Raw genomic sequence first — 21,289 nt, 5'->3', positions numbered from 1 at the left:
AGGTTCGCGTTACTCTATGTCTCGAAATATGCATTCGTTGGACTTGAAAGTGCAATGAATTCGGTAGCTTGGTCTCATTCGTGATGTGCATGTTCAGTCTTTATGAGTTGAAGATGAATGGGCGGAATGGGGTGCCTTTGCGCAGCGAGACAGGTTGACTGGCCAAAAAAAAGGCCCCGCCGAAGCGGGGCCTGGTCCAGACACGGAGTCCGGAAAACGACGGGATCAGAAGTTGTACTTGACCTGGGCCGAGATCTGGCGGCCGTAGACGCTGTAGAAGCCGTCGTTGAACGGGGTCGATTCGTTGCCCGGGTAGTTGTAGCGCTGACCTTCCGGCAGCTTGTTGAACACGTTGTTGACCATCAGCGACAGGACCAGATCTTCCTGTGCCTGGTAGTTCATGCTCAGGTTGTACGTGGTGTACGAACCCCACTTGCCGGCCTTGGCGCCGGAGGAGTGGACGTAGCCGTAGCTGCGGCCGGTGTAGGCCAGGTAGTTCGGGGTGCTGCCGACGTAGTTGGCGTACACGGTGGTGGTGAACTTGGCGATGTTCCAGGCCACCGACAGATCGCCGCGGACCTTGGCGAAGTTGTCGTAGTACCACATGTTGTACGGGTCGCTCAGCAGGTCGAGCTTGGCGGCGCCCGGCATCGGCTGCACTTCACGCTTCAGCATGTTGGTGTAGTTGCCGGAGAACATCAGCGAGCCGAAGCGGCCGATATCCTGCTGGTACTTGGCCGCCACGGTCACCGCTTCCAGGTTCTGGCTGGCAACGTTGAGCTTCGGCGTGTATACGCGGGTCAGGTTGCCACCGGCGTCGCGGGATATCCAGTTGGTCACGTCACCGCAGCTGGCCGAGGTGTTGTTCGGCAGGCCGTTGTGGCACTGGTACTCGGCCAGCAGCAGCTGGTCCGAGCTCAGGGTCTTGACCTCGTTCTTGATCTTCCAGTTGTAGTAGTCGGCCGACAGCGAGAAGTTGCTGACCGGGGCCCACACCACACCTGCGCTCCAGACATCGGCGGTGATCGGCTTCAGGTCCGGGTTGCCGGACTTTTCGCTGTACACCGAGGTGTTCTTGTAGAACGAGCAGGCCTCATCACGCAGGCCGTAACCCATCTGGCTGCAGCGGTAGTAGTCGTTCTGGCCGGACGAGTACGAACCGCTCATGCCCTGGAAGGCATCGGACAGGGTCGGTGCGCGGAAGGCGGTACCGTACTTGCCGCGCAGCAGCAGGCTCTCGATCGGACGGAATTCCAGGCCGATGCTGTAGGTGGCCTTGTCGACGGTCTTGTCGGCGATCTTGAAGGCGTCATAGCGGCCCGAGGCGCTGACGGTCAGGGTGTCGTGCAGCGGCATGCGCAGTTCGCTGGTGACCGCGTAGTTGCTGCGGTGGCCGGCGCCGGCGACGGCGGTGGTGCCCCACACATTGCCATCAACGAACGCCTGGTCCGGCGAGTAATCCCAACCTTCGCTGCCACCTTCCAGCACGACGGCCAGGCCGGCATCACCGCCCGGCAGGCTGAACAGCGAGCCGTTGGTCACCTGCACGCGACCCAGGTTCTGCCAGGTCTTGCTGCGGTGGGTACCGTAGCCGGTGAAGCTGGCGAACTGGTCCGGGGTGATCGGCGAGTAGAAGGCCGCATAGTCCGGGTTGTAGATGCCGAAGCCGCCAGCCGAGGTGCCCAGGCGCGGGCCCAGCACGGTCTGGCCGAAGAAGTCTTCGATCTTGTCCTTCCAGCGCACGAAGCGGTTCTGGTCCAGGCGGTACTCGCCACGGGTGAAGCTGGCGCTGTAGTCCCAGTCGCCGACCATGCCCTTGCCGCCCAGGGTGACCTGGTAGGCACGGCTTTCGTCGGAGTTCATGATGTTGTTGTAGTGGCCCGGGCCGATTTCTTCCGGCGCGAAGGCGCGCTGCAGGTTCACGACCTTGCCCAGGCCCTGGTCGTAGAAGCCGCCCATGACCGACTTGGTGCCCCACCACAGGGCGCTCGAGCCGGAGGTGAACTCGGTCTTTTCCTTGCTGTACAGCACGTCGGCGAACAGCTGGAAGTTGTCGTTCACGTCGAAGGTCATCGACGAGTAGAACTGGCCGCTGTTCTTGCCGTTCTTCAGGGTCTTGTAGCCGGCGCTGTACACCGAACCGCAGGACTCGCCCGACGCGCGCTGGCCGACCACGGTGGTGCCGTCATACAGCCCGGCGACGTTGGCGCAACGGCTCGGGTCCATCATCAGCAGCTTGTTGTCAGCGTTGGTGATGACGGCGAAGTCGTTCGACGGAACCTGGGCGGTGTAGCCGACCGGGTTGTTCTGGCGGGTGATGTCGCGCTGGTAGCCCCAGATCGGGCTGCCGTTCTCGATCTGCACGTTGAACAGCGCATGGAAGCGGTCGTCGAAGGCGTTGATGCCCTTGGCAGCGCTGAAGCGGATGTTGCTGCCGCCGCCTTCGGTGTAGGTGCCGCCACGGAGGGTCATGGTGCCGCCGTCCATGCGCTCCTTCAGGATGATGTTGACCACACCGGCGATCGCGTCCGAGCCGTACAGCGAGGACTGGCCGCCCGGCAGCACTTCGATGCGCTCGACGATGTCGATCGGAATGCCGCTGATGTTGTTGAAGGTTTCGCTGCCGTTGTACAGCGCCGGATACGAGAGCATCGGGCGGCCGTTGATCAGGTACTTGGTGTAGCCCGGATTCAGGCCGAACATGCCGGCGGCTTCGGCGCCCTGGGTGAACGAACCCGAGGTCTGGCCGCCCTGCAGGCCGCCAGTGGTCAGCGACGACTGCTGCAGCACTTCAGCAACACTGCTGAAGCCGCGGGTCTGGATGTCTTCGGCGGTGATGGACATCACCGGGGTCTGGGTTTCAACCTGGGTCTGCGGGATCAGCGAACCGGTGACGGTGATCTTGTCCAGGTTGGTCGCCTTGTCCTGGGCCATTGCCGGGGCGGCGGCCATCAGAGCGGAAATCAGGGCGACGGCGAGCGTGTTGCGACGTGCGGTGTTGCTTACGTAGTTCATGTAGTTCCATTGGAGAGCAAAAACAAAAACGGCACTGCGCATGCGCCATCGCGCGGGCTGGAAATGCCAGCTCCGCAGCCCAAAACAGTGCGGGTCGAACGTAACATGAACTTAACAATCTGTGCACGAATCTGTAGCAATCCTGAATTTCAGTCAGGTTACGTCCAGCTTGTATGATGCTCGGTTATTCCCCCTGACCCCGCCGGTGCTCGTTGTGAACAGTTCTCCCCGCCGTCCCCATGCAAGCCAGGTCCAGAAGGGACTCACGCCGCATGCCCGCATCCGCAATGTGATCGCGGTTGGTTCGGGCAAGGGCGGCGTCGGCAAGTCGACCACCGCGGTCAATCTGGCCGTGGCGCTGCAGCAGCTCGGCGCGCGCGTGGGCGTGCTCGATGCCGACATCTATGGCCCCAGCGTGCCGGCAATGCTGGGCCTGTCCGGCCGTCCGGAAAGCCCGGACAACAAGAGCATCGAGCCGCTGCGTGCGTTCGGCGTCGACACCATGTCGATCGGCTACCTGATCGAAGAGGACACGCCGATGATCTGGCGTGGGCCGATGGCCACCTCGGCGATGACCCAGCTGTTCAACGACACCTTGTGGGACGACCTGGACTACCTGCTGATCGACCTGCCGCCGGGCACCGGCGACATCCAGCTGACCCTGACCCAGAAGATCCCGCTGGCCGGTGCGGTGATCGTCACCACGCCACAGGACATCGCCACGCTGGACGCGAAGAAGGCGCTGAAGATGTTCGAGAAGGTCGAGGTGCCGGTGCTGGGCATCGTCGAGAACATGGCGGTGCATACCTGCAGCAGCTGCGGGCATGTCGAGCACCTGTTCGGCGAGGGCGGCGGCGAGCGCATGGCCGCGCAGTACGGCGTGCCGTTGCTCGGTTCGCTGCCGCTGCAGATCGGCATCCGCGAGCAGGGCGATTCCGGTACCCCGATCACCGTGGCCCAGCCGGATTCGGTCCCGGCCCAGGCCTACCGCCATGCCGCGCAGCGCCTGATCGAGGAGGTTGGCAAGCGTCCGCGTGCCTCGATCCCGATCCTGTCGTCGCTGCTGTAAGTGCCCGGGCAGGGGCCGCCGGCGACGCCCGGCCCCCTGCTAGAATCCTCGCGCCCCCTCGTACCCCAGGACAAAGCATGAGCATCAAGAGTGACCGTTGGATCCGCCGCATGTCCGAGCAGCACGGCATGATCGAGCCGTTCGAGGCCGGGCAGGTCAAGCAGGCCAACGGCGAGCGCATCGTCAGCTATGGCACCTCCAGCTACGGCTACGACGTGCGCTGCTCGCGCGAGTTCAAGGTGTTCACCAACATCAACTCGACCATCGTCGATCCCAAGCACTTCGATCCGGGCAGCTTCGTCGATATCGTCGGCGATGAATGCATCATCCCGCCCAACAGCTTCGCGCTGGCGCGCACCGTGGAGTACTTCCGCATCCCGCGCGACACCCTGGTGGTGTGCCTGGGCAAGAGCACCTACGCGCGCTGCGGCATCATCGTCAACGTGACCCCGCTGGAACCGGAATGGGAAGGGCACGTGACCCTGGAATTCAGCAACACCACGCCGCTGCCGGCGCGCATCTACGCCAATGAAGGCGTAGCGCAGATGCTGTTCTTCCAGGCGGCCGCCGACGACATCTGCGAGACGTCGTACCGCGATCGTGGCGGCAAGTACCAGGGCCAGACCGGCGTGACGCTGCCGCGGACCTGAAGATTGCAGGCGATTTGTGAAGCCGAGCATGGCTCGGCTCTACATGAAGGAAGGCGGCGCAATGCGCCGCCTTCTTTATTTCCCGCGACCGAACAGCATCGCGATGCCGACACCCACCAATGCCACCGGCCACCAGGTCAGCAGCAGCTTGGACAGGTTCAGGTGCGTCCAGCCCAGGTTGCTGGCGAGCATGAACAGGCCGATCAGGATCAGCAGGACGGCGGCAACGAGGTTGAATCGCATCGGGTCGGCAAACGCTCAGGACTGGGCTGGATATCCTAGCCGTTCCTTCCAGTAGGCGACATGCTGGTCCAGCGCACCCGGCTCGTAGCGGTGCGCGGGGCCGCTGCCCCAGACCGGGCCCGGCCACGCGGGGTCGCCGTCATGGCGGCCGATCACATGGAAATGCAGCTGGCGCACGATGTTGCCCAGCGCACCGATATTGATCTTCTCCACCCCGTCGGCGCCCTTCAGGGCCTTGCAGGCGCGGTTGAGCTCGGTGCGCAGCTTGTCCTGCTGCTCGCCGTCCAGCTCGATCCACTCGGTCACCCCGGCCAAGCGCGGTACCAGCACCAGCCAGGGGAATCGTTCGTCGTTCATCAGCCGCACTTGCGACAACGGTCCTTCGGCCACCAGCACGCTATCGGTGGCCAGGCGTGAATCGAGTTCGAAATCGCTCATCCAAGATGCTCCGAGAAGAAGTCCAGGGTGCGTTGCAGCGCCAGGGTGGCGCTGTCTGGATCATACGCATGTCCGACCTCCCGGTTGAAGGCGTGGTCGGCCGGATAGACGAAGGTGGCCATCTGCGGCAGCTTCTCGCGATGGGCCTGGACCGCCTCCGGCGGGATGCTCTTGTCCTGGGCGCCGAAGTGGAAGATCACCGGGGCCTTGGGCGTCTCATCCAGGAACTGGACATTGCGCGCACCGTAATAGCTGACCGAGGGCAGGCCCAGGCGCAGGGCCGACAGCATCGCCACCGTGCCGCCCCAGCAGTAGCCCACCGTGCCGACCTTGCCTTGGGGCGCCAGCCGGGTGGCGGCTGCACGCACGACCTCCAGCGCCTTCTCCATGCCCAGTTCGGTCACCCGTTCCAGGCCCTGCTTCACGCCTTCGGCGTCATAGGGCAGGGCATCCGGATCGGCTTCTGCACCGTCGACCAGGTCGAAGAACGACGGCGCCAGCACCGCGTAGCCTTCGGCCGCGAAGCGCTCCGCTACGCCGCGGATGTGCGGGTTGGCGCCGAAAATTTCCTGCACCACCACCAGCCCGCCACGCGGGGTGCCCTCCGGCAGGGCCTGCCAGGCCCGTACCGGGCCGTGATGCGTATCCAGGGTGATCCACTCGGCCATCGTTTCCATCTCGTTGTGGGGAACAGAACGGCATTGTCGGTGCAGCGTGGGTTAGCGCGATGTCAGCGGCTGTGCGGGATCGGGCGGCTGGCCATTCAGAGCGCGGCCGCCAACCCCGGTATACTGGCGCCCTTTCAGGCCCCGGCCCCCAGGAACCCCTGCCACGACGGCAGGGGCCCAGGCCCCCAGAGTCCCGCGATTCCATGTCCCAGCTGAACCCCAAAGTCGGCTTCGTCAGCCTTGGCTGCCCGAAGGCCCTTGTCGATTCCGAACGCATCCTTACCCAGCTCCGCTCGGAAGGCTACGACATCGTGCCGTCCTACGATTCGGCCGACGTGGTGGTGGTCAACACCTGCGGTTTCATCGATTCGGCAGTGACCGAATCGCTGGACGCGATCGGCGAGGCGATGAACCAGAACGGCAAGGTCATCGTCACCGGCTGCCTGGGCAAGCGCCCGGAGCAGATCCGCGAGGCGTACCCCAACGTGCTGGCGGTGTCCGGCCCGCAGGACTACCAGAGCGTGATGGAAGCGGTGCATGAAGCGCTGCCGCCCAAGCACGATCCGTTCGTGGACCTGGTGCCCGACTACGGCATCAAGCTGACCCCGCGCCACTACGCCTACCTGAAGATTTCCGAGGGCTGCAACCACAAGTGCAGCTTCTGCATCATCCCGTCGATGCGTGGCAAGCTGGTCTCGCGCCCGGTGGATGAGGTGCTGCGCGAAGCCGAGCGCCTGGTGCGGGGCGGCGTGCGCGAGCTGCTGGTGGTTTCGCAGGACACCTCGGCCTATGGCGTGGACGTGAAGTACGCCGAGAAGATGTGGCGCAACAAGGCCTACCAGACCCGCCTGAAGGCGCTGTGCGAAGGCCTGTCCGAGCTGGATGCGTGGGTGCGCATGCACTACGTCTACCCGTACCCGCACGTGGACGAGGTGGTGCCGCTGATGGCCGAGAACCGCATCCTGCCGTACCTGGACATTCCGTTCCAGCACGCCAGCCCGCGCATCCTGCGCCTGATGAAGCGCCCCGGCGCGGTCGAGAAGACCCTGGAGCGCGTACAGAACTGGCGCCGTATCGCCCCGGACATCACCGTGCGTTCGACCTTCATCGTTGGCTTCCCGGGCGAGACCGAGGCCGAGTTCGAAGAGCTGCTGTCGTTCCTCGACGAAGCGCAGCTGGACCGCGTCGGTGCGTTCGCCTATTCGCCGGTGGAAGGCGCCACCGCCAACGACCTGCCCGATGCGGTACCGGAGGAAGTGAAGCAGGAGCGCCTGGCCCGTTTCATGGAAAAGCAGGCGCGGATTTCCGCGGCACGCCTGGAAGCCAAGATCGGCACCGTGCAGCAGTGCCTGGTCGACGCCATCGAAGGCGATATCGCCGTGGCCCGCTCCAAGGCCGATGCCCCGGAGATCGACGGCCTGGTGCACATCCAGAATGCCGACCAGGTGCCGCTGCGCGTGGGTGAGTTCGTCGACGTGGAAATCACCGAGAGCGACGAGCACGACCTGTACGGTGACGCGCTGCCGGCCGCTACCCGCCCGGCATTCGATCTCAAGATGCTGTGACCACAGCGACGACCGCCGCCGGTGACGGCAGCGGTGTCCGCCGCTTCGTGCCGCCGCCGCGTGCGGCGGTCGATCCGCAAGTGTTCGCGCACCCGGTGTTTGCCGGATTGCGCGACGTTCGTGATCTGTTGGAAGGCCCGGAGTGGCCGTCCATTGCAGCGCTCGAGGCACGCCTCACGCTGCCCGGCAAGCACCTGGTCGAGCAGGATGCCGCGCTGCTGGCTGACGGCCTGCACTACGAAGCCCGCATCGCGCAGGGGCTTATCGCCACCCGCGCCGACAACTGGCACGACCTGTTCAATGCACTGGTGTGGGCCCGTTACCCGCAGCTCAAGCAGGCCCTCAACGTGCAGCAGTGCCGGCATATCGAGGCGATGCCGCCGGGCCAGCGCAACCGTGCGCAGGCCGCGTTGACCCAGTTCGACGAGACCGGCGTGATCGTGCGCGTGCGCGATGACTCGTTTATGCGTGCGTGGGATGGGCATGACTGGCATGCATTGTTCGAGCCAGCGCACTGGCTGAGCGGAGACATCGCCATCGCTGCGGTATTCGGGCACGCGCTGATGGAGCAGGCGCTGCTGCCGGAACGCCGTCTGGTGGGCAAGTGCGTGGTGGTGCGCGACGAAGTCGATGATGCCTGCGTTGACGCAGTGACCGCGGCCATCGCCGAGGGCAGGGCAGTGACCGATCCGCTGCAGCTGCGGCCCCTGCCATTGGCCGGTATTCCCGGCTGGCATGGCGTGCAGGATTCCGCCTTCTATCGCAATGCCGATTATTTCCGCCCGCTGCGTGCCGGTCGCCAGTATCCGTTGCCGCTGGTGGGGTTGCCGTTGTAGAGCCGAGCCCATGCTCGGCTGCGTTTGCCTATCAGCCGAGCATGGGCTCGGCTCTACAAAGGGCAGGCAGTCGAGCCATGCTCGACGCTACACAGGCTCGTATTCCACCCCGATTACCGCAAAGGTGAACTGGCCGCCGGGCAGTTCCACCGAGAATTCATCATCCAGCCGCTTCTTCAGCAGCGCACGTGCCAGCGGCGAATCGATGCTGATCCAACCCAGGCCTGCATCGGTCTCGTCCGGGCCGACAATGCGATAGCGGCTGGTGTCGCCACTGTCCACGTTCTCCAGTTCCACCCACGCGCCGAAAAACACCGCCTGCGGATCGGTCGGCGTGGTGTCGACCACGCGCAGCGATTCCAATCGCTTGGTCAGGTAGCGCACGCGACGGTCGATCTCGCCCAGCTGCTTCTTGCGGTAGGTGTACTCGGCGTTTTCCGAACGATCGCCTTCTGCGGCGGCTGCGGCCAGTGCCTTCACCACCTCGGGGCGGCGCACCCGCCACAGGTCATCCAGTTCGGCCTTCAGCCGTGCGTGGCCGGAGGCGGTGATCAGGGCAGTGCTTTTTTCTGCGGGGGGACGCCAACGGGACATGCGGTAAGACTTCTTTTCAGGGGAACGATGGGGTCGGAGCCCTTTCCCGTGGAAAGAGCTCTGACCGCCAGTGGCGGTGAATCAGCGCTTGCCGCCGAAGATGCCGCCCAACAGGCCACGCACGATCTGGTTGCCCAGCTTGGTGCCGACCGTGCGCGTGGTCTGCTTGGCCATCGTCTCGATCATGCCCTGGCGGCGCTTGGTGCCGAAAATCGCATCCTTGATCGCCTGGCCGAAACCGCCTTCCTGCGCTTCGTCCTGCTCGCGGCTGCGGGCGGACGGCGCCTGCGCCTGCTCGACCGTCTTCTGCGCGCGCTGGGCCAGCAGCTCGGTGGCCGATTCACGGTTGATCGCGGTGTCGTAACGACTGCCGACCGGGCTGCCGGCACGCACCTGGGTACGCTCGGTCTCGGTGATCGGTCCCATCCGGCAGCGCGGCGGCGCGATCATCGTCTGCTGCACCGGCATCGGCACACCCTTGTCCTGCAGGGTGGATACCAGCGCTTCACCGGTGCCGAGCTGGCTCAGTACCTTCACCACGTCCAGTTTCGGATTGGGTACGAAGGTTTCGGCCGCGGTCTTCACCGCCTTCTGGTCGCGCGGGGTGAACGCACGCAACGCGTGCTGCACGCGGTTGCCCAGTTGGCCGAGGATGTTGCCCGGCACGTCGTCGGGGAACTGCGAGCAGAAATACACGCCCACGCCCTTGGAGCGGATCAGGCGCACCACCTGCTCGATGCGCTGCACCAGCGACGGCGGTGCGTCGTCGAACAGCAGGTGGGCCTCGTCGAAGATGAAGACCAGCTTCGGCTTGTCCAGGTCGCCCACCTCCGGCAGCTGCTCGAACAGCTCCGACAGCAGCCACAGCAGGAAGGTGGAATACAGCTTGGGCTTGAGCACAAGCTGGTCGGCGGCGAGGATGCCGATCACGCCGCGACCGTCGTGATTGACCCGCATGATGTCGGCCAGCTCAAGCGCCGGTTCGCCGAAGAAATTCTCGCCACCATCCTGCGCCAGGCGCAGCACCGAACGCTGGATCGCGGCGATCGACTGCGCACTGACCAGGCCGTACTCGGTGGAGATGTCCTTGCGCTCCTCGGCCACCAGGCCGAGCAGGGCGCGCAGGTCATCCATGTCCAGCAGCAGCAGGCCACGGTCGTCGGCCAGCTTGAACACGATGTCGAGCACGCCGGACTGGGTGTCGTTCAACTCGAGGATGCGCGCCAGCAGGGTCGGGCCCATCTCGCTGACCGTGGTGCGCACCGGATGGCCGAGCTTGCCGTACAGGTCCCAGAAAATGGTGGGGCTGGCGGCCGGCGCATAGTCGGCCACGCCGATCTCGGCAGCACGCGTCAGCAGGTTCTCGGCACCGGTGCCGGGAACAGCCAGGCCGGACACATCGCCCTTAACATCGGCCAGGAACACCGGCACGCCCAGCCGCGAGAAGCCCTCGGCCAGGGTCATCAGGGTGACCGTCTTGCCGGTGCCGGTGGCGCCAGCCACCAGGCCGTGGCGGTTGCCGAGTTTCGGCAGCAGGGTGACGGCAATATCGTCGGTAATGCCTTTGCCGAGCAGAATCGGATCCATGGTCCAGCCCTTGTGGTGAATAGCCCAATGTTAACCGCCGGCGGTGACGGGCCGAAGGTCGGCTTGCCCGGACCTTGGCGGCGCCGCTACTCTGCCTGCCTGTTTCGCACACAGTGCCATCAATGCCCGTTCCTGTCCTGATTTCCCGCGGTTGGCCGCTGCTGGCCCTGGCCGGCCTGGTTTCCCTGGCGCCCGACGCCCATGCGCAGCGGGTTTCGGCCCGGGACAAGGTGAAGGTGGATGCGCTGCAGCAGCGCATGACCGTCGCCGAAAAGCGTTACAGCGACGCCCTGCTGCTGGTCGCCAATGCCGACCCCAAGGGCAGCAACGAGGCCGATGCCGCGCTGGAAGACATGGAAGATGTCCTCAACGACTGCGTGAAGCAGAAGGGCTGCCAGATGGGCACCCTGCTTGCCAGCTACAAGCGCCTGCTCAAGCACGACGCTGATGCCGCTGCCAGCGACGACGTGGCCGACGAGGGCGGTGACCGCCTGGAAGCCGACCCCGACCATATCGGCCCGCTCACCGCCGACGTGCCGGAGGCCGCGCGCGCCGCCGCGCTGCTCAACGACAAGCGGCATGCCTTCGACAGCATGGTCGAGTACAACCCGGCCGTGCAGGCCGGCATCCGCCGTTGGTTGACCGACATGCGTCCCGCGCTGCTGACCAGCTACGAGAACTACCAGAACCTGCGTGCGGTGATGTGGCCGGAGTGGGAGAAGCGCGGCCTGCCCGAGGCGCTGCTGTTCGGCATCATGGCCAAGGAGTCCAACGGCCGCGTGCATGCGTCCTCGCGCGCCGGCGCCGCCGGCCTGATGCAGTTCATGCCGGCCACCGGTCGCCGCTTCGGCCTCGGCCCGGACGGCACCGGCTTCGATACGCGCTTTGACGCGCGCAGCGCCGCCGAGGCCAGCGCCAGTTACCTCAACGAGCGTCTACGCGAGCTGAACAACAACGTGGAAATGTCGGTGGCCGCCTACAACGGTGGTGAAGGCCGTGCCGCGCGCGTGTTCAAGCAGAGTGCTGGCCAGAGCTTCTGGACCGACAGCGTCTACAACCAGTTCCCGGGCGAGACCAAGGACTACGTGCCGATGGTGATCGCCGCCGCCTGGATCTTCCTGCACCCGCAGCAGTACGGCGTGGAATTCCCGAAGATCAGCGCGCAGCCGGCCACGCTGCGCCTGGCCAAGTCCACTACCATCTACGAACTGACCATCTGCCTGGGCAGCCACGGCACCCGCGATGGCTACATGCGCGCGCTGCGCAACCTCAACCCGCGCTATGAAGCCGACGGCTGGATTCCGGCCGGCACGCTGATCAATGCCACCACCCGCATCGCCGGCCTGTACCAGCGCAACTGCGTCAGCGGCCCGCGTGCCGATCTGGCCCGCACGCTGATCACCGCCGATCTGAACGCAGCGATCAAGCGTCCGACCGCTGCCAGCTACACCGGCAGCGTGGCCGTGGGCGGTGTGGTGCCGGTGGCCGATGCCGCCGCGTCCACCAGCGTGCCGACCACACCGGCCGCTCCGGTAGCTACGCCGCGCCCGCCGGCACGGCCGAAGCCGGTGCGCAGCCACAAGGTGGGCCGGGGTGAGACCCTGGGCGCCATCGCCGCGAAATTCCAGTGCGACGTGCCGACCCTGGCCCGCGCCAACGGCCTGAAGGCCCCGGCCTACAGCCTGCGCCACGGCCAGACGCTGAAGCTGCAGGGCTGCGACAAGTAATCCTCCCGACCCCTGGAATCCGCATGGACCTCGAAGACACCCGCAACCTGTTCGCCAACCTCCGCGAAAACACCGACTGGGACATCACCGGCCCGTTGCTGTGGGGGTATTTCTTCGTGCATTCCACTGCTGAGCCGTTGCAGGTACTGGCTGACCATCTGCAGGCGCAGGGCTACTCCTTCGTGGAACTGTTCGAGCAGGAGCCGGAAGAAGGCGACGCGCCGTTCCACGTGCTGCATGTGGAGCGTGTGGAGATTCACGACGAAGCCTCGCTGGACCGTCGCAACCAGGAGTTCGCGGCGCTGGCCGCGGAGAAGGGCGTGGAAGACTACGACGGCATGGACGTAGGTCCAGCCCCGGCCCTGCAGTAACGCGCATGCCGGTCGTGCCGGCCGCTGGCCGGTATTCCGTTGATTCCCTCCACGCATGGCATGGAAAAGGGGACGGAGGGGATTGAGTCGTTGATGCATAAACGACTCAATCCCCTCCGTCCCCTTTTTGTCAGCGCAGCGTCGCCAGTGCCTGGCCCAGCTGCACCGGGCTTTCGGCGCCCAGCTGCGGCGCGAACTCGGCCACGCCCGGCGGCAGCAGCACGATCACGGTCGAACCGTAGTTGAAGCGCGCCATCTCGGCGAAGCGCTCCAGCTGGATGCCCTGGCCGCGGTAATCCTTGCGGGTGATGCGGTCACCGTAGGCCGGGATCTCCTCACCGCTCCATACGGTCTCCACGCCGGACACCAGCAGTGCACCGACCATCACGCTCACCATCGGGCCGAAGCTGGTATCGAAGTGGCAGACCAGGCGCTCGTTGCGGGCGAACAGGCGCGGCACGCCGTTCACCGCGGCCGGGCCGACGCTGAACAGGCGGCCCGGCACGTGCACGGTCTCGCGCAGGGTGCCGGTCCACGGCATGTGCACGCGGTGGTAATCGCGCGGCGACAGGTACACGGTGGCGTACAGGCCGTCGTTGTACGGCTTGGCGTCTTCGTCGCTGCCCAGCAGTTCGGCGGCGGTGAACGACTGGCCCTTGGCCTGGAAGATCCGGCCGGCCTCGATCTTCCCCAGCTGGCTGATGCGGCCGTCGGCCGGCATCACCAGGCTGCGCGGATCGGCATCGGCCACGCGCGCCCCCGGCTTCAGCGCACGCGTGAAGAACTGGTTGAAGGTGGCATAGCTGCGCGGGTCCGGGTTGGCCGCTTCGTCCAGGTTGACGTTGAACTTGCGGGTGACGGTGTCGATCAGCCAGCGCGACACGCGCGGATCGTCCGAGTACGCCAGCGAACGCGCCATCGAGGACAGCAGGCGGTGGGGCAGGGCGTACGTCAGGGCGGTGGTGAGGCTCATGGGGCGGTTTTCTCGGTCAGCTTCTGCAGGTCGCGGGCAATGGCCGGCGCGTTGAACGGGGGCCGCACCAGGCCGGCAAGGCGGCCCTGCGGGTCGAGCACGGCCAGGCTGGCCGAGTGCTCGACGGTGTAATCCTCAGGGTTCTCGTCGAAGTGCTTGCCCGGCACCTTCTGGAACACGAAACCCAGCGAAGTGGCAAAGCGCTCCAGCGACGGGATATCGGCGGTGGCGGCCAGGGTGTCCTTGTGGAAGCCGTGCACGTACTCGCCCAGGCGTGTGGCGCTGTCACGGTCCGGGTCGACCGAGATGAACAGCACGCGCGGGCGCAGGCTGTCGGGCAGGGCCTCCCACTGGTTCTGCGCGCCGGCCAGCTCGGCCAGAGTGGTGGGGCAGACGTCGGGGCAGAAGGTGAAGCCCAGGAACACCAGGGTCCAGTGGCCCTTCAGCTCGCCCGGAATCAGGCGGGTGCCGTCGGACTGGGCCAGGTTGAAGTCGGGCAGTTCGCGCGGCTGCGGGTACAGCGTGATCGCTTCGGTGGCCGGGGCGTTGGCCGGTGGCTTCGGCGCGAACACCTGCTGGGCGGCCAGCAGGCCCAGGCCCGCCGCCAGGGCGATCAGCAGGATGATGCCGGCGTTGCGATTGAACATGGGAGCCCCCGCGCGAAGTGGGCTCCATCATACCGGCTGCGGCCCGATCGTTTCTGCCGCAACGGATGCCGCCGCGGGCGCCAGCCCCTATAATCGGGGGCCACTTTGCCCGCAGTACCGCCATGACCGCTGAAACGGCCGCCGAACTCCACACGATCATCGATCTGATCCGCTACGGCACCAGCCGTTTCAACGAAGCCGGGCTGACCTTCGGTCACAGCTACGACAATGCGCTGGACGAGGCCACCCAGCTGGTGCTGCACAGCCTGCACCTGCCGCACGATCTGGGCCCGGCCTATGGCCAGGCGCGCCTGCTGCAGGCCGAAAAGCTGCGCGTGCTGGAACTGTTCCAGCGTCGCATCGATGAACGCATCCCGGCCGCCTACTTGACCGGTGAGGCCTGGTTCGCCGGCCTGAGCTTCAAGAGCGACAAGCGCGCCCTGGTGCCGCGTTCGCCGATCGCCGAACTGATCGAATGCGGCTTCGAGCCGTGGCTGGCCGGCCGCGATGTCAGCCGCGCGCTGGATCTTTGCACCGGTTCGGGCTGCATCGCCATCGCCATGGGCCATTACTACCCGAACTGGGAAGTGGATGGCGTCGACCTCAGCGACGACGCGCTGTCGCTGGCTGAAGAGAACAAGGAGCGCCTGCAGGCGCACAACGTCACCCTGATCAAGTCGGACCTGTTCAACGGCCTGACCGGCCGCCATTACGACCTGATCGTCACCAACCCGCCGTACGTCACCAACGACGAGACCGATGCCCTGCCGCAGGAGTACTCCTACGAGCCGGAAATGGGCCTGCGTGCCGGCGACGACGGACTGGACCTGGTGCTGAAGATCCTGCGTGACGCGCCGCTGCACCTGAGCGAAGACGGTCTGCTGATCTGTGAAGTGGGCGAGTCCGAACAGCATCTGGTCAAGCTGCTGCCGGAAGTCGATTTCGCCTGGATCGAATTCAAGGTCGGCCAGATGGGCATCTTCGCGGTCGAATGCCGCGAGCTGATCGCCCACAGCGCCCGCATCACCGAACTGGCGGCGCAGCGCCCGTGAGCTCCAATTCGTTCGGCAAGCTGTTCACCGTCACCACGTTCGGCGAGTCGCACGGGCCGGCCATCGGCTGCGTGATCGATGGCTGCCCGCCGGGGCTGGCGCTGGACGCGGCCGAATTCGCCCACGACCTGCAGCGTCGCGCAACCGGCAAGAGCCGGCACACCTCGGCGCGTCGCGAAGCCGATGAGGTCGAGATCCTGTCCGGCGTGTACGAGGGCCTGACCACCGGCACTCCGATCGCGCTGCTGATCCGAAACACCGACCAGCGCAGCAAGGACTACGCCAACATCGGCCAGCAGTTCCGGCCGGGTCATGCCGACTACAGCTACTGGCACAAGTACGGCATCCGCGACCCGCGCGGTGGCGGCCGTTCCTCGGCACGCGAGACCACCATGCGCGTGGCCGCCGGCGTGGTCGCCAAGAAGTGGCTCGCCGAGCGCTTCGGCGTGACCGTGCGTGGCTACCTGTCGCAGCTGGGCGACATCACGCCGGCCGGTTTCGACTGGTCGGCGGTGGAAGACAATCCGTTCTTCTGGCCGCACGCCGCACAGGTGCCGGAACTGGAGGCGTACATGGATGCGCTGCGCAAGTCCGGTGATTCGGTCGGTGCGCGCGTGGACGTGGTCGCCGACAACGTGCCGCCGGGCTGGGGCGAGCCGATCTACGGCAAGCTCGATGGCGAACTGGCCGCTGCGCTGATGAGCATCAACGCGGTGAAGGGTGTGGAGATCGGCGACGGTTTCGCCAGCGCAGCGCAGAAGGGCACCGAGCACCGTGACCTGCTGACCCCGCAGGGCTTCGCCAGCAACCATGCCGGCGGCATCCTCGGTGGCATTTCCACCGGCCAGCCGGTGGTCGCCTCGATCGTGTTGAAGCCGACCTCCAGCCTGCGCCTGCCGGGCCCGTCGCTGGACACGGCCGGCAACGTGGTCGAGGTGGTCACCACCGGCCGCCATGATCCCTGCGTCGGCATCCGTGCCACCCCGATCGCCGAGGCGATGGTGGCGATGGTGCTGATGGACCAGGCGCTGCGTCATCGCGCGCAGTGTGGCGATGTCGGCACGATCACCCCGCGCATTCCCGGGCAGATCGATGGCTGACACGCGGCCGACGGTGTGGGTGAGCCAGCCGCTGATCGACGCGGCCATCGCGCCGTTGCGCGATCGCGTACAGCTGCGCAGCACCGACACTGTCACCGCCTGGTCGCCCGATCAGATCGCCGAACAGCTGGCCAGCGCCGACGGCGCCATCATCACGCTCAACGAGCGCATTGGTGCGGCCCAGGTGGCCGACGCCGCACAGCTGCAGGTGATCGCCAATGTCGGCGTCGGCTACAACAACCTGGATGTCGACGCGCTCAGCGCCGCCGGCATTCTCGCCAGCAACACGCCGGACGTCCTGACCGGGACCACCGCCGATCTCGGCTTCGCGTTGCTGATGGCCACTGCACGCCGCATCACTGAATCCGAGCGCTGGCTGCGCGAAGGGCAGTGGCAGCAGTGGTCGTTCCAGACCATGCTCGGTGCCGACATCCACGGCAGCACGCTGGGCATCCTCGGCATGGGCCGCATCGGCCAGGGCATTGCCCGCCGCGGTGCACACGGGTTCGGCATGAAGGTGCTGTACCACAACCGCTCGCAGCTGCCGGCCGCGACCGAAGCGGAAGTGGGCGCCACCTATGTGGACCTGGATACGCTGCTGGCACAGTCCGACCACCTGCTGCTGGTGCTGCCGTACACGCCGGCCTCGCACCATCTGATCGATGCCGTCGCGCTGGCGAAGATGAAGCCGTCGGCGACGCTGGTGAACATCGCCCGTGGTGGCCTGGTTGATGAGATCGCGCTGGCCGATGCGCTGGCCAACGGTCGCCTTGCCGCAGCGGGCCTGGATGTGTACGAAGGCGAGCCGAAGGTGCGCCCCGAACTGCTGGCGCTGCGCAATGTCGTGCTGACTCCGCATATCGGCAGCGCCTCGCTGGCCACGCGCACGGCGATGGTACAGCTGGCCGTGGATAATCTGGTTGCCGGGCTCGGCCTGGACGGCGGCCTGTCGCGCATGCCGAGCGCGATCAACGCTGACGCGGCGATGGCCGCGCGCGTGACTCTGGGCAAAAAAACCGGGAAACGATAGGGAACCTCCGCGCGCCCCGCTTGAGGAGGTTCCCCGAACCCAGCTGTCGTGCGTGTTTCTTCCCCATTCCCGTTTTCGTGAGAGTTTCCCCCATGAGCAATGCACAGCGCAGTTTCCACGTCGCCGTCGTCGGTGCCACCGGTGCGGTCGGCGAGACCATGTTGTCGATCCTGGCCGAGCGTGATTTCCCGGTCGGTACCCTGAGCGTTCTCGCTTCCGAGCGTTCGGCCGGCGGCGAGATCGAGTTCAACGGCCAGAAGGTCAAGGTCCAGGACCTGGCTACCTTTGATCCGAGCGGCGTCGAGATCGCCCTGTTCTCGGCCGGCGGCAGCGTGTCCAAGGAATACGCGCCGAAGTTCGCAGCAGCGGGCGCTGTGGTGATCGACAACTCCTCGGCCTTCCGTTACGACGATGACGTGCCGCTGGTGGTGTCCGAGGTCAACCCGGAGCAGGTCGCCAACCGTCCGCGCGGCATCATCGCCAACCCGAACTGCTCGACCATGCAGATGCTGGTGGCACTGGCACCGCTGCACCGCAAGTACGGCATCGAGCGCATCAACGTCTCCACCTACCAGTCGGTGTCTGGCGGCGGCCGTTCGGCAACCGAGGAACTGGGCAAGCAGACCGGCCAGCTGCTGAGCTTCCAGGAGATCGATCCGCAGCGCTTCCCGGTGCAGATCGCCTTCAACCTGATCCCGCACATCGATGACTTCCAGGACAACGGTTTCACCAAGGAAGAGATGAAGCTGATCTGGGAGACCCGCAAGATCCTCGGTGACGACAGCATCCTGGTGAACCCGACCGCGGTGCGCGTGCCGGTGTTCTACGGCCACTCCGAATCGGTGGCGATCGAAACCCGCGACAAGGTGACCGTGGCCGAAGCGCGCGCGCTGCTGGAACAGTCGCCGGGCGTTGAAGTGGTGGACCGCCATGAAGCCGGTGGTTATCCGACTCCGGTCACCCATGCCTCGGGCACCGATGCGGTGTATGTCGGCCGTATCCGTGAAGACCTGTCGCATCCGCGCGGCCTGAACCTGTGGATCGTGTCGGACAACGTGCGCAAGGGCGCGGCGTTGAATGCCGTGCAGCTGGCCGAGCTGGTCGCCGCCGAGCAGCGCTGATGGAGAGGCCGGGCAATCCCCGGCCTTTTCTGTAGAGCCGAGCCTACGCTCGGCTCAGGCCATGCAGCCGAGCATGGGCTCGGCTCTACATGGGTGCGGACCCCGGTCCGCACGCTTTATAGTGTCGCCCATGAATAAACGGGCCAAGGGCGCAAAGCGCCCGCTCACCTATCTGTCCGCCGCACTGCTCGCCTTGGCCAGCAGTTCGGCGCTCGCCCTGGGGTTGGGTGACATCCGGGTCCTGTCCAAGCCGGGCCAGCCCCTGCTGGCTGAAATCCCGGTGGTCTCGGCCGATCCGTCCGAGCTGGAAAACCTGCGCGTGGCGCTTGCCTCACCGGTCACCTTCGAACGTGTCGGCCTGCAGCGGCCAACCGGACTGGTCAGTGAACTGCAGTTCGAACTGACCCGCGACACGCAGGGCAGGGCAGTGGTGCGCGTCACCTCGCAGGCGCCGGTGGAGACGCCGTCGCTGAGCTTCCTGATCGAAGCCGACTGGGGTCAGGGCCGCCTGGTGCGTGAGTACTCGGCGCTGGTCGATGCGCCGCCCAGTGCGCTGGCCGTGGCCGAGCCGGAGATCGTCGCGCCGGCCGGCACGCTCTCCAATACCATCGTGCGCGAACCTGCACCGGCTTCGGCAACGGTGCCGGCAGCAGAGACGCCCGCTACGCCGCCACCTGCGGCGGTGCCTGCACCGGCACGCCCGCGTGCGGCCTCCGCGCCGGTTGCTGCACCGGCGGCCGATGGCAGCATCACCGTGCAGCGCGGGCAGACCCTGTCGCAGATCGCCAGTGCGGTGGCACGTGGCAACCAGGTCAGTCGCGACCGCGCGATGATCGCCCTGCTGCGTGCCAATCCCGAAGCCTTCATCCGGGGCAACGTCAACCTGCTCAAGCAGGGGGCGGTGCTGCGCATGCCAGGCAGCGATGCGCTTGCTGCGGTCGACGCTGCCGAAGCGGCGACGCTCGTGCGCGAGCACGCTGCGCAATGGCGGCAGGCGCGTACCGTGCCGCAACCCGCGGGTACCGTCGCCCCGGTCGCCAAGGCCGCAACCACGAACGCTTCTTCCCCGCCTGCCGCCAACGGGGCACGACTTGAGATCGCTCCGGCGCTGGCGTCCGACGCCGCGCACGCGGGCACAACCACCGGCACCGCTGCCGGCAGCGAGGGTGACATGCTGGGCAACGAACAACTGCGCCAGGCGCGTGAGGACATCGCCACCCGCGATGCCGAGATCGGCGAGCTGAAGCAGCGCGTGGCCGACCTTGAGAAACTGAAGGAACAGCAGCAGTCGCTGATCGCGATGAAGGACAACGACCTGGCCGCCGCGCAGCAGCGCCTGGCGCAGGCACCGGATGCCCGCGATGCGGCAACGCCGTGGTACTGGCTGGGGCTGCCGGTACTGCTGCTGGCGGCGGGCGCGGCCTGGCTGCTGCGTCGTCGCAAGCCGTCGCCGCTGCCGCCGCTGCGTGAGGAAGACGATGCCGCCGGCCTGACCGCGGCGGTGCCGGCGGGTGCGGCGCTGGATACGCTGGCCGAGCAGTCCTCATGGTCGTCGGCTGTTGCCGACAATGGCCGCCAGGAACCGGCGATGCCCGCCTGGGCCACCGAAACCGAAGTGCATGACGTGGTGGTCGCCGAACCCGTTGCCGAGGACCTGGCGCGGGCCGGCTGGCAGACCGACACGCTGCGCGAGGAGGACGCGGTGGCATTGCCCGAAGCGGTGACCGATCTGCCGCGCTGGGACGATCCCGCAACCACTGGCGACGAGGGTGTCGTCGCCGAGCCGCTGCAGGACGAGCGCGTTGCACCGCAGGCGCCGGTCGAAGTGGTGGTGCCGGACTACGCACTGCATGCCGAACAGCAGCCGCAGTTCCGCGGCGTGTTCGATCTGCCGGCCGACGCGCATGAGAACGAGGCTCCGGTGGACGCCGCCCGTCGCGAAGCCATCGACGGCATCGACGGCATCGACCATGGCGCCGTCGAGGCCTCTCATTCCGACGACATCGCGTCGAGCGCGGCTGCGCCTGCCGGCGACGCGGGCTGGTCGCCACGTGCCGGCCAGGAGCGCCTGGAACTGGCCATTGCCTACCTCGATCTGGGCGACGCACAGACCGCGCGCACCCTGTTGCTGGAAGTCGCCGAAGGCGGCGACCTGCACAGCCAGGCCCAGGCCCGCGAACTGCTGGCGCGCCTGCCGTGACCGAACCTGCCGACAAGGGCCTTGCCATGAGCCGCGAACGCCGCATCGACTACGTTGAATTCGCGTCCAGCGACCCGGCCGCCAGCCGCGCCTTCTTCGAGAAGGTGTTCGACTGGTCGTTCGTCGACTACGGCAGCGACTACACGGCGTTCGACGATGGCCGCCTGCAGGGCGGCTTCTTCCGTGGCCAGCCGCAGCGGGCCAGCGACAGCGGTGCACCGCTGCTGGTGCTGTATGCCGACCAGTTGGCACCGGTCGAGGCCGCCGTGCGCGACGCCGGCGGCGAGATCGTGCGCCCGGTGTTCTCCTTCCCCGGTGGCAGCCGCTTCCAGTTCGTCGAGCCCGGTGGCAACGAACTGGCGGTCTGGTCCGAACGCGATCCGGCCTGAGCGCCGCCCCATCC

Annotated in this window: 20 protein-coding genes; 12 read left to right on the top strand and 8 right to left on the bottom strand. The window is 66.4% G+C overall.

Annotated features, from left to right (window positions below; all coding sequences use genetic code 11):
• Positions 1 to 225: 225 nt before the first annotated feature.
• Positions 226 to 3,015, bottom strand: a complete 2,790-nt coding sequence (locus tag G5A07_RS13935; RefSeq protein ID WP_010483016.1) for a TonB-dependent receptor — start codon at positions 3,013 to 3,015, stop codon at positions 226 to 228.
• Between the two features lie 214 nt (positions 3,016 to 3,229).
• Between G5A07_RS13935 and apbC the strand changes: the two genes are divergently transcribed.
• Entirely contained in the window at positions 3,230 to 4,084 is an 855-nt protein-coding gene (gene apbC / locus G5A07_RS13930; RefSeq protein WP_026347084.1) for an iron-sulfur cluster carrier protein ApbC, read from the top strand.
• Positions 4,085 to 4,161: 77 nt separating this feature from the next.
• Positions 4,162 to 4,734, top strand: coding sequence for a dCTP deaminase (gene dcd, locus G5A07_RS13925; protein WP_010483020.1), 573 nt, complete (start codon positions 4,162 to 4,164; stop codon positions 4,732 to 4,734).
• 75 nt (positions 4,735 to 4,809) lie between these two features.
• On the opposite strand, the gene G5A07_RS13920 is transcribed toward dcd, so the two are convergent.
• The 3 genes from G5A07_RS13920 to G5A07_RS13910 are packed head-to-tail and all read right to left on the bottom strand — an operon-like array spanning position 4,810 to position 6,083.
• Positions 4,810 to 4,977, bottom strand: a complete 168-nt coding sequence (locus G5A07_RS13920; protein ID WP_005418011.1) for a DUF5668 domain-containing protein — start codon at positions 4,975 to 4,977, stop codon at positions 4,810 to 4,812.
• A gap of 15 nt (positions 4,978 to 4,992) precedes the next feature.
• Complete coding sequence (locus G5A07_RS13915) at positions 4,993 to 5,415, bottom strand: HIT family protein (protein ID WP_010483023.1); 423 nt, start codon at positions 5,413 to 5,415, stop codon at positions 4,993 to 4,995.
• Positions 5,412 to 6,083, bottom strand: coding sequence for a dienelactone hydrolase family protein (locus tag G5A07_RS13910; protein ID WP_010483025.1), 672 nt, complete (start codon positions 6,081 to 6,083; stop codon positions 5,412 to 5,414). The genes G5A07_RS13915 and G5A07_RS13910 overlap by 4 nt, the downstream gene beginning before the upstream one ends.
• Positions 6,084 to 6,286: 203 nt before the next feature.
• Here G5A07_RS13910 and rimO point away from each other — a divergent pair, with 203 nt between their 5' ends.
• A complete protein-coding gene (rimO, locus tag G5A07_RS13905; protein WP_019338604.1) occupies positions 6,287 to 7,648 on the top strand; it encodes a 30S ribosomal protein S12 methylthiotransferase RimO in 1,362 nt (453 codons plus the stop codon).
• Positions 7,645 to 8,484, top strand: a complete 840-nt coding sequence (locus G5A07_RS13900) for a DUF3025 domain-containing protein (protein ID WP_191863469.1) — start codon at positions 7,645 to 7,647, stop codon at positions 8,482 to 8,484. Before rimO ends, G5A07_RS13900 begins: the two co-directional genes overlap by 4 nt.
• Before the next feature lie 87 nt (positions 8,485 to 8,571).
• On the opposite strand, the gene greB is transcribed toward G5A07_RS13900, so the two are convergent.
• Entirely contained in the window at positions 8,572 to 9,078 is a 507-nt protein-coding gene (gene greB / locus G5A07_RS13895; protein WP_019336668.1) for a transcription elongation factor GreB, read from the bottom strand.
• Positions 9,079 to 9,159: 81 nt separating this feature from the next.
• Complete coding sequence (locus G5A07_RS13890; RefSeq protein WP_191863468.1) at positions 9,160 to 10,665, bottom strand: helicase HerA-like domain-containing protein; 1,506 nt, start codon at positions 10,663 to 10,665, stop codon at positions 9,160 to 9,162.
• Positions 10,666 to 10,787: 122 nt separating this feature from the next.
• Between G5A07_RS13890 and G5A07_RS13885 the strand changes: the two genes are divergently transcribed.
• Together G5A07_RS13885 and G5A07_RS13880 are read left to right on the top strand one after the other, a co-directional pair.
• The gene (locus tag G5A07_RS13885) at positions 10,788 to 12,392 is read left to right on the top strand and encodes a transglycosylase SLT domain-containing protein (protein ID WP_099560512.1); all 1,605 of its coding nucleotides are present in this window, start codon (positions 10,788 to 10,790) and stop codon (positions 12,390 to 12,392) included.
• Positions 12,393 to 12,415: 23 nt separating this feature from the next.
• Positions 12,416 to 12,763: a ribonuclease E inhibitor RraB gene (locus G5A07_RS13880; RefSeq protein ID WP_010483037.1), complete on the top strand. Its 348-nt coding sequence runs from the start codon at positions 12,416 to 12,418 to the stop codon at positions 12,761 to 12,763.
• Positions 12,764 to 12,893: 130 nt separating this feature from the next.
• Here the strand turns inward: G5A07_RS13880 and asd are convergent, their stop codons facing one another.
• Positions 12,894 to 13,736 carry an archaetidylserine decarboxylase gene (gene asd, locus G5A07_RS13875; RefSeq protein WP_019336666.1) on the bottom strand — a complete coding sequence of 281 codons (843 nt, stop codon included), beginning with the start codon at positions 13,734 to 13,736 and terminating at the stop codon, positions 12,894 to 12,896.
• Positions 13,733 to 14,383 carry an SCO family protein gene (locus tag G5A07_RS13870; RefSeq protein ID WP_010483041.1) on the bottom strand — a complete coding sequence of 217 codons (651 nt, stop codon included), beginning with the start codon at positions 14,381 to 14,383 and terminating at the stop codon, positions 13,733 to 13,735. The genes asd and G5A07_RS13870 overlap by 4 nt, the downstream gene beginning before the upstream one ends.
• A gap of 122 nt (positions 14,384 to 14,505) precedes the next feature.
• Between G5A07_RS13870 and prmB the strand changes: the two genes are divergently transcribed.
• The 6 genes from prmB to G5A07_RS13840 all read left to right on the top strand — a co-directional run bounded on the left by prmB (position 14,506) and on the right by G5A07_RS13840 (position 21,275).
• A complete protein-coding gene (gene prmB / locus G5A07_RS13865) occupies positions 14,506 to 15,435 on the top strand; it encodes a 50S ribosomal protein L3 N(5)-glutamine methyltransferase (RefSeq protein ID WP_049470635.1) in 930 nt (309 codons plus the stop codon).
• Complete coding sequence (aroC, locus tag G5A07_RS13860; protein ID WP_010483045.1) at positions 15,432 to 16,535, top strand: chorismate synthase; 1,104 nt, start codon at positions 15,432 to 15,434, stop codon at positions 16,533 to 16,535. Before prmB ends, aroC begins: the two co-directional genes overlap by 4 nt.
• Entirely contained in the window at positions 16,528 to 17,565 is a 1,038-nt protein-coding gene (locus tag G5A07_RS13855; RefSeq protein ID WP_010483047.1) for a D-glycerate dehydrogenase, read from the top strand. Before aroC ends, G5A07_RS13855 begins: the two co-directional genes overlap by 8 nt.
• A 92-nt stretch (positions 17,566 to 17,657) precedes the next feature.
• A complete protein-coding gene (locus G5A07_RS13850; RefSeq protein WP_010483049.1) occupies positions 17,658 to 18,686 on the top strand; it encodes an aspartate-semialdehyde dehydrogenase in 1,029 nt (342 codons plus the stop codon).
• 130 nt (positions 18,687 to 18,816) lie between these two features.
• Positions 18,817 to 20,886, top strand: coding sequence for a FimV/HubP family polar landmark protein (locus G5A07_RS13845; protein ID WP_191863467.1), 2,070 nt, complete (start codon positions 18,817 to 18,819; stop codon positions 20,884 to 20,886).
• A 26-nt stretch (positions 20,887 to 20,912) separates the two neighbouring features.
• Positions 20,913 to 21,275 (top strand): VOC family protein, encoded by a 363-nt coding sequence (locus tag G5A07_RS13840; RefSeq protein WP_032952441.1) that lies wholly within the window; start codon positions 20,913 to 20,915, stop codon positions 21,273 to 21,275.
• Positions 21,276 to 21,289 lie beyond the last annotated feature (14 nt).

The organism is Stenotrophomonas sp. AS012628, from assembly GCF_010608305.1.
GTDB lineage: Bacteria > Pseudomonadota > Gammaproteobacteria > Xanthomonadales > Xanthomonadaceae > Stenotrophomonas > Stenotrophomonas geniculata.
This window is presented reverse-complemented; position numbering and strand designations above follow the sequence as displayed.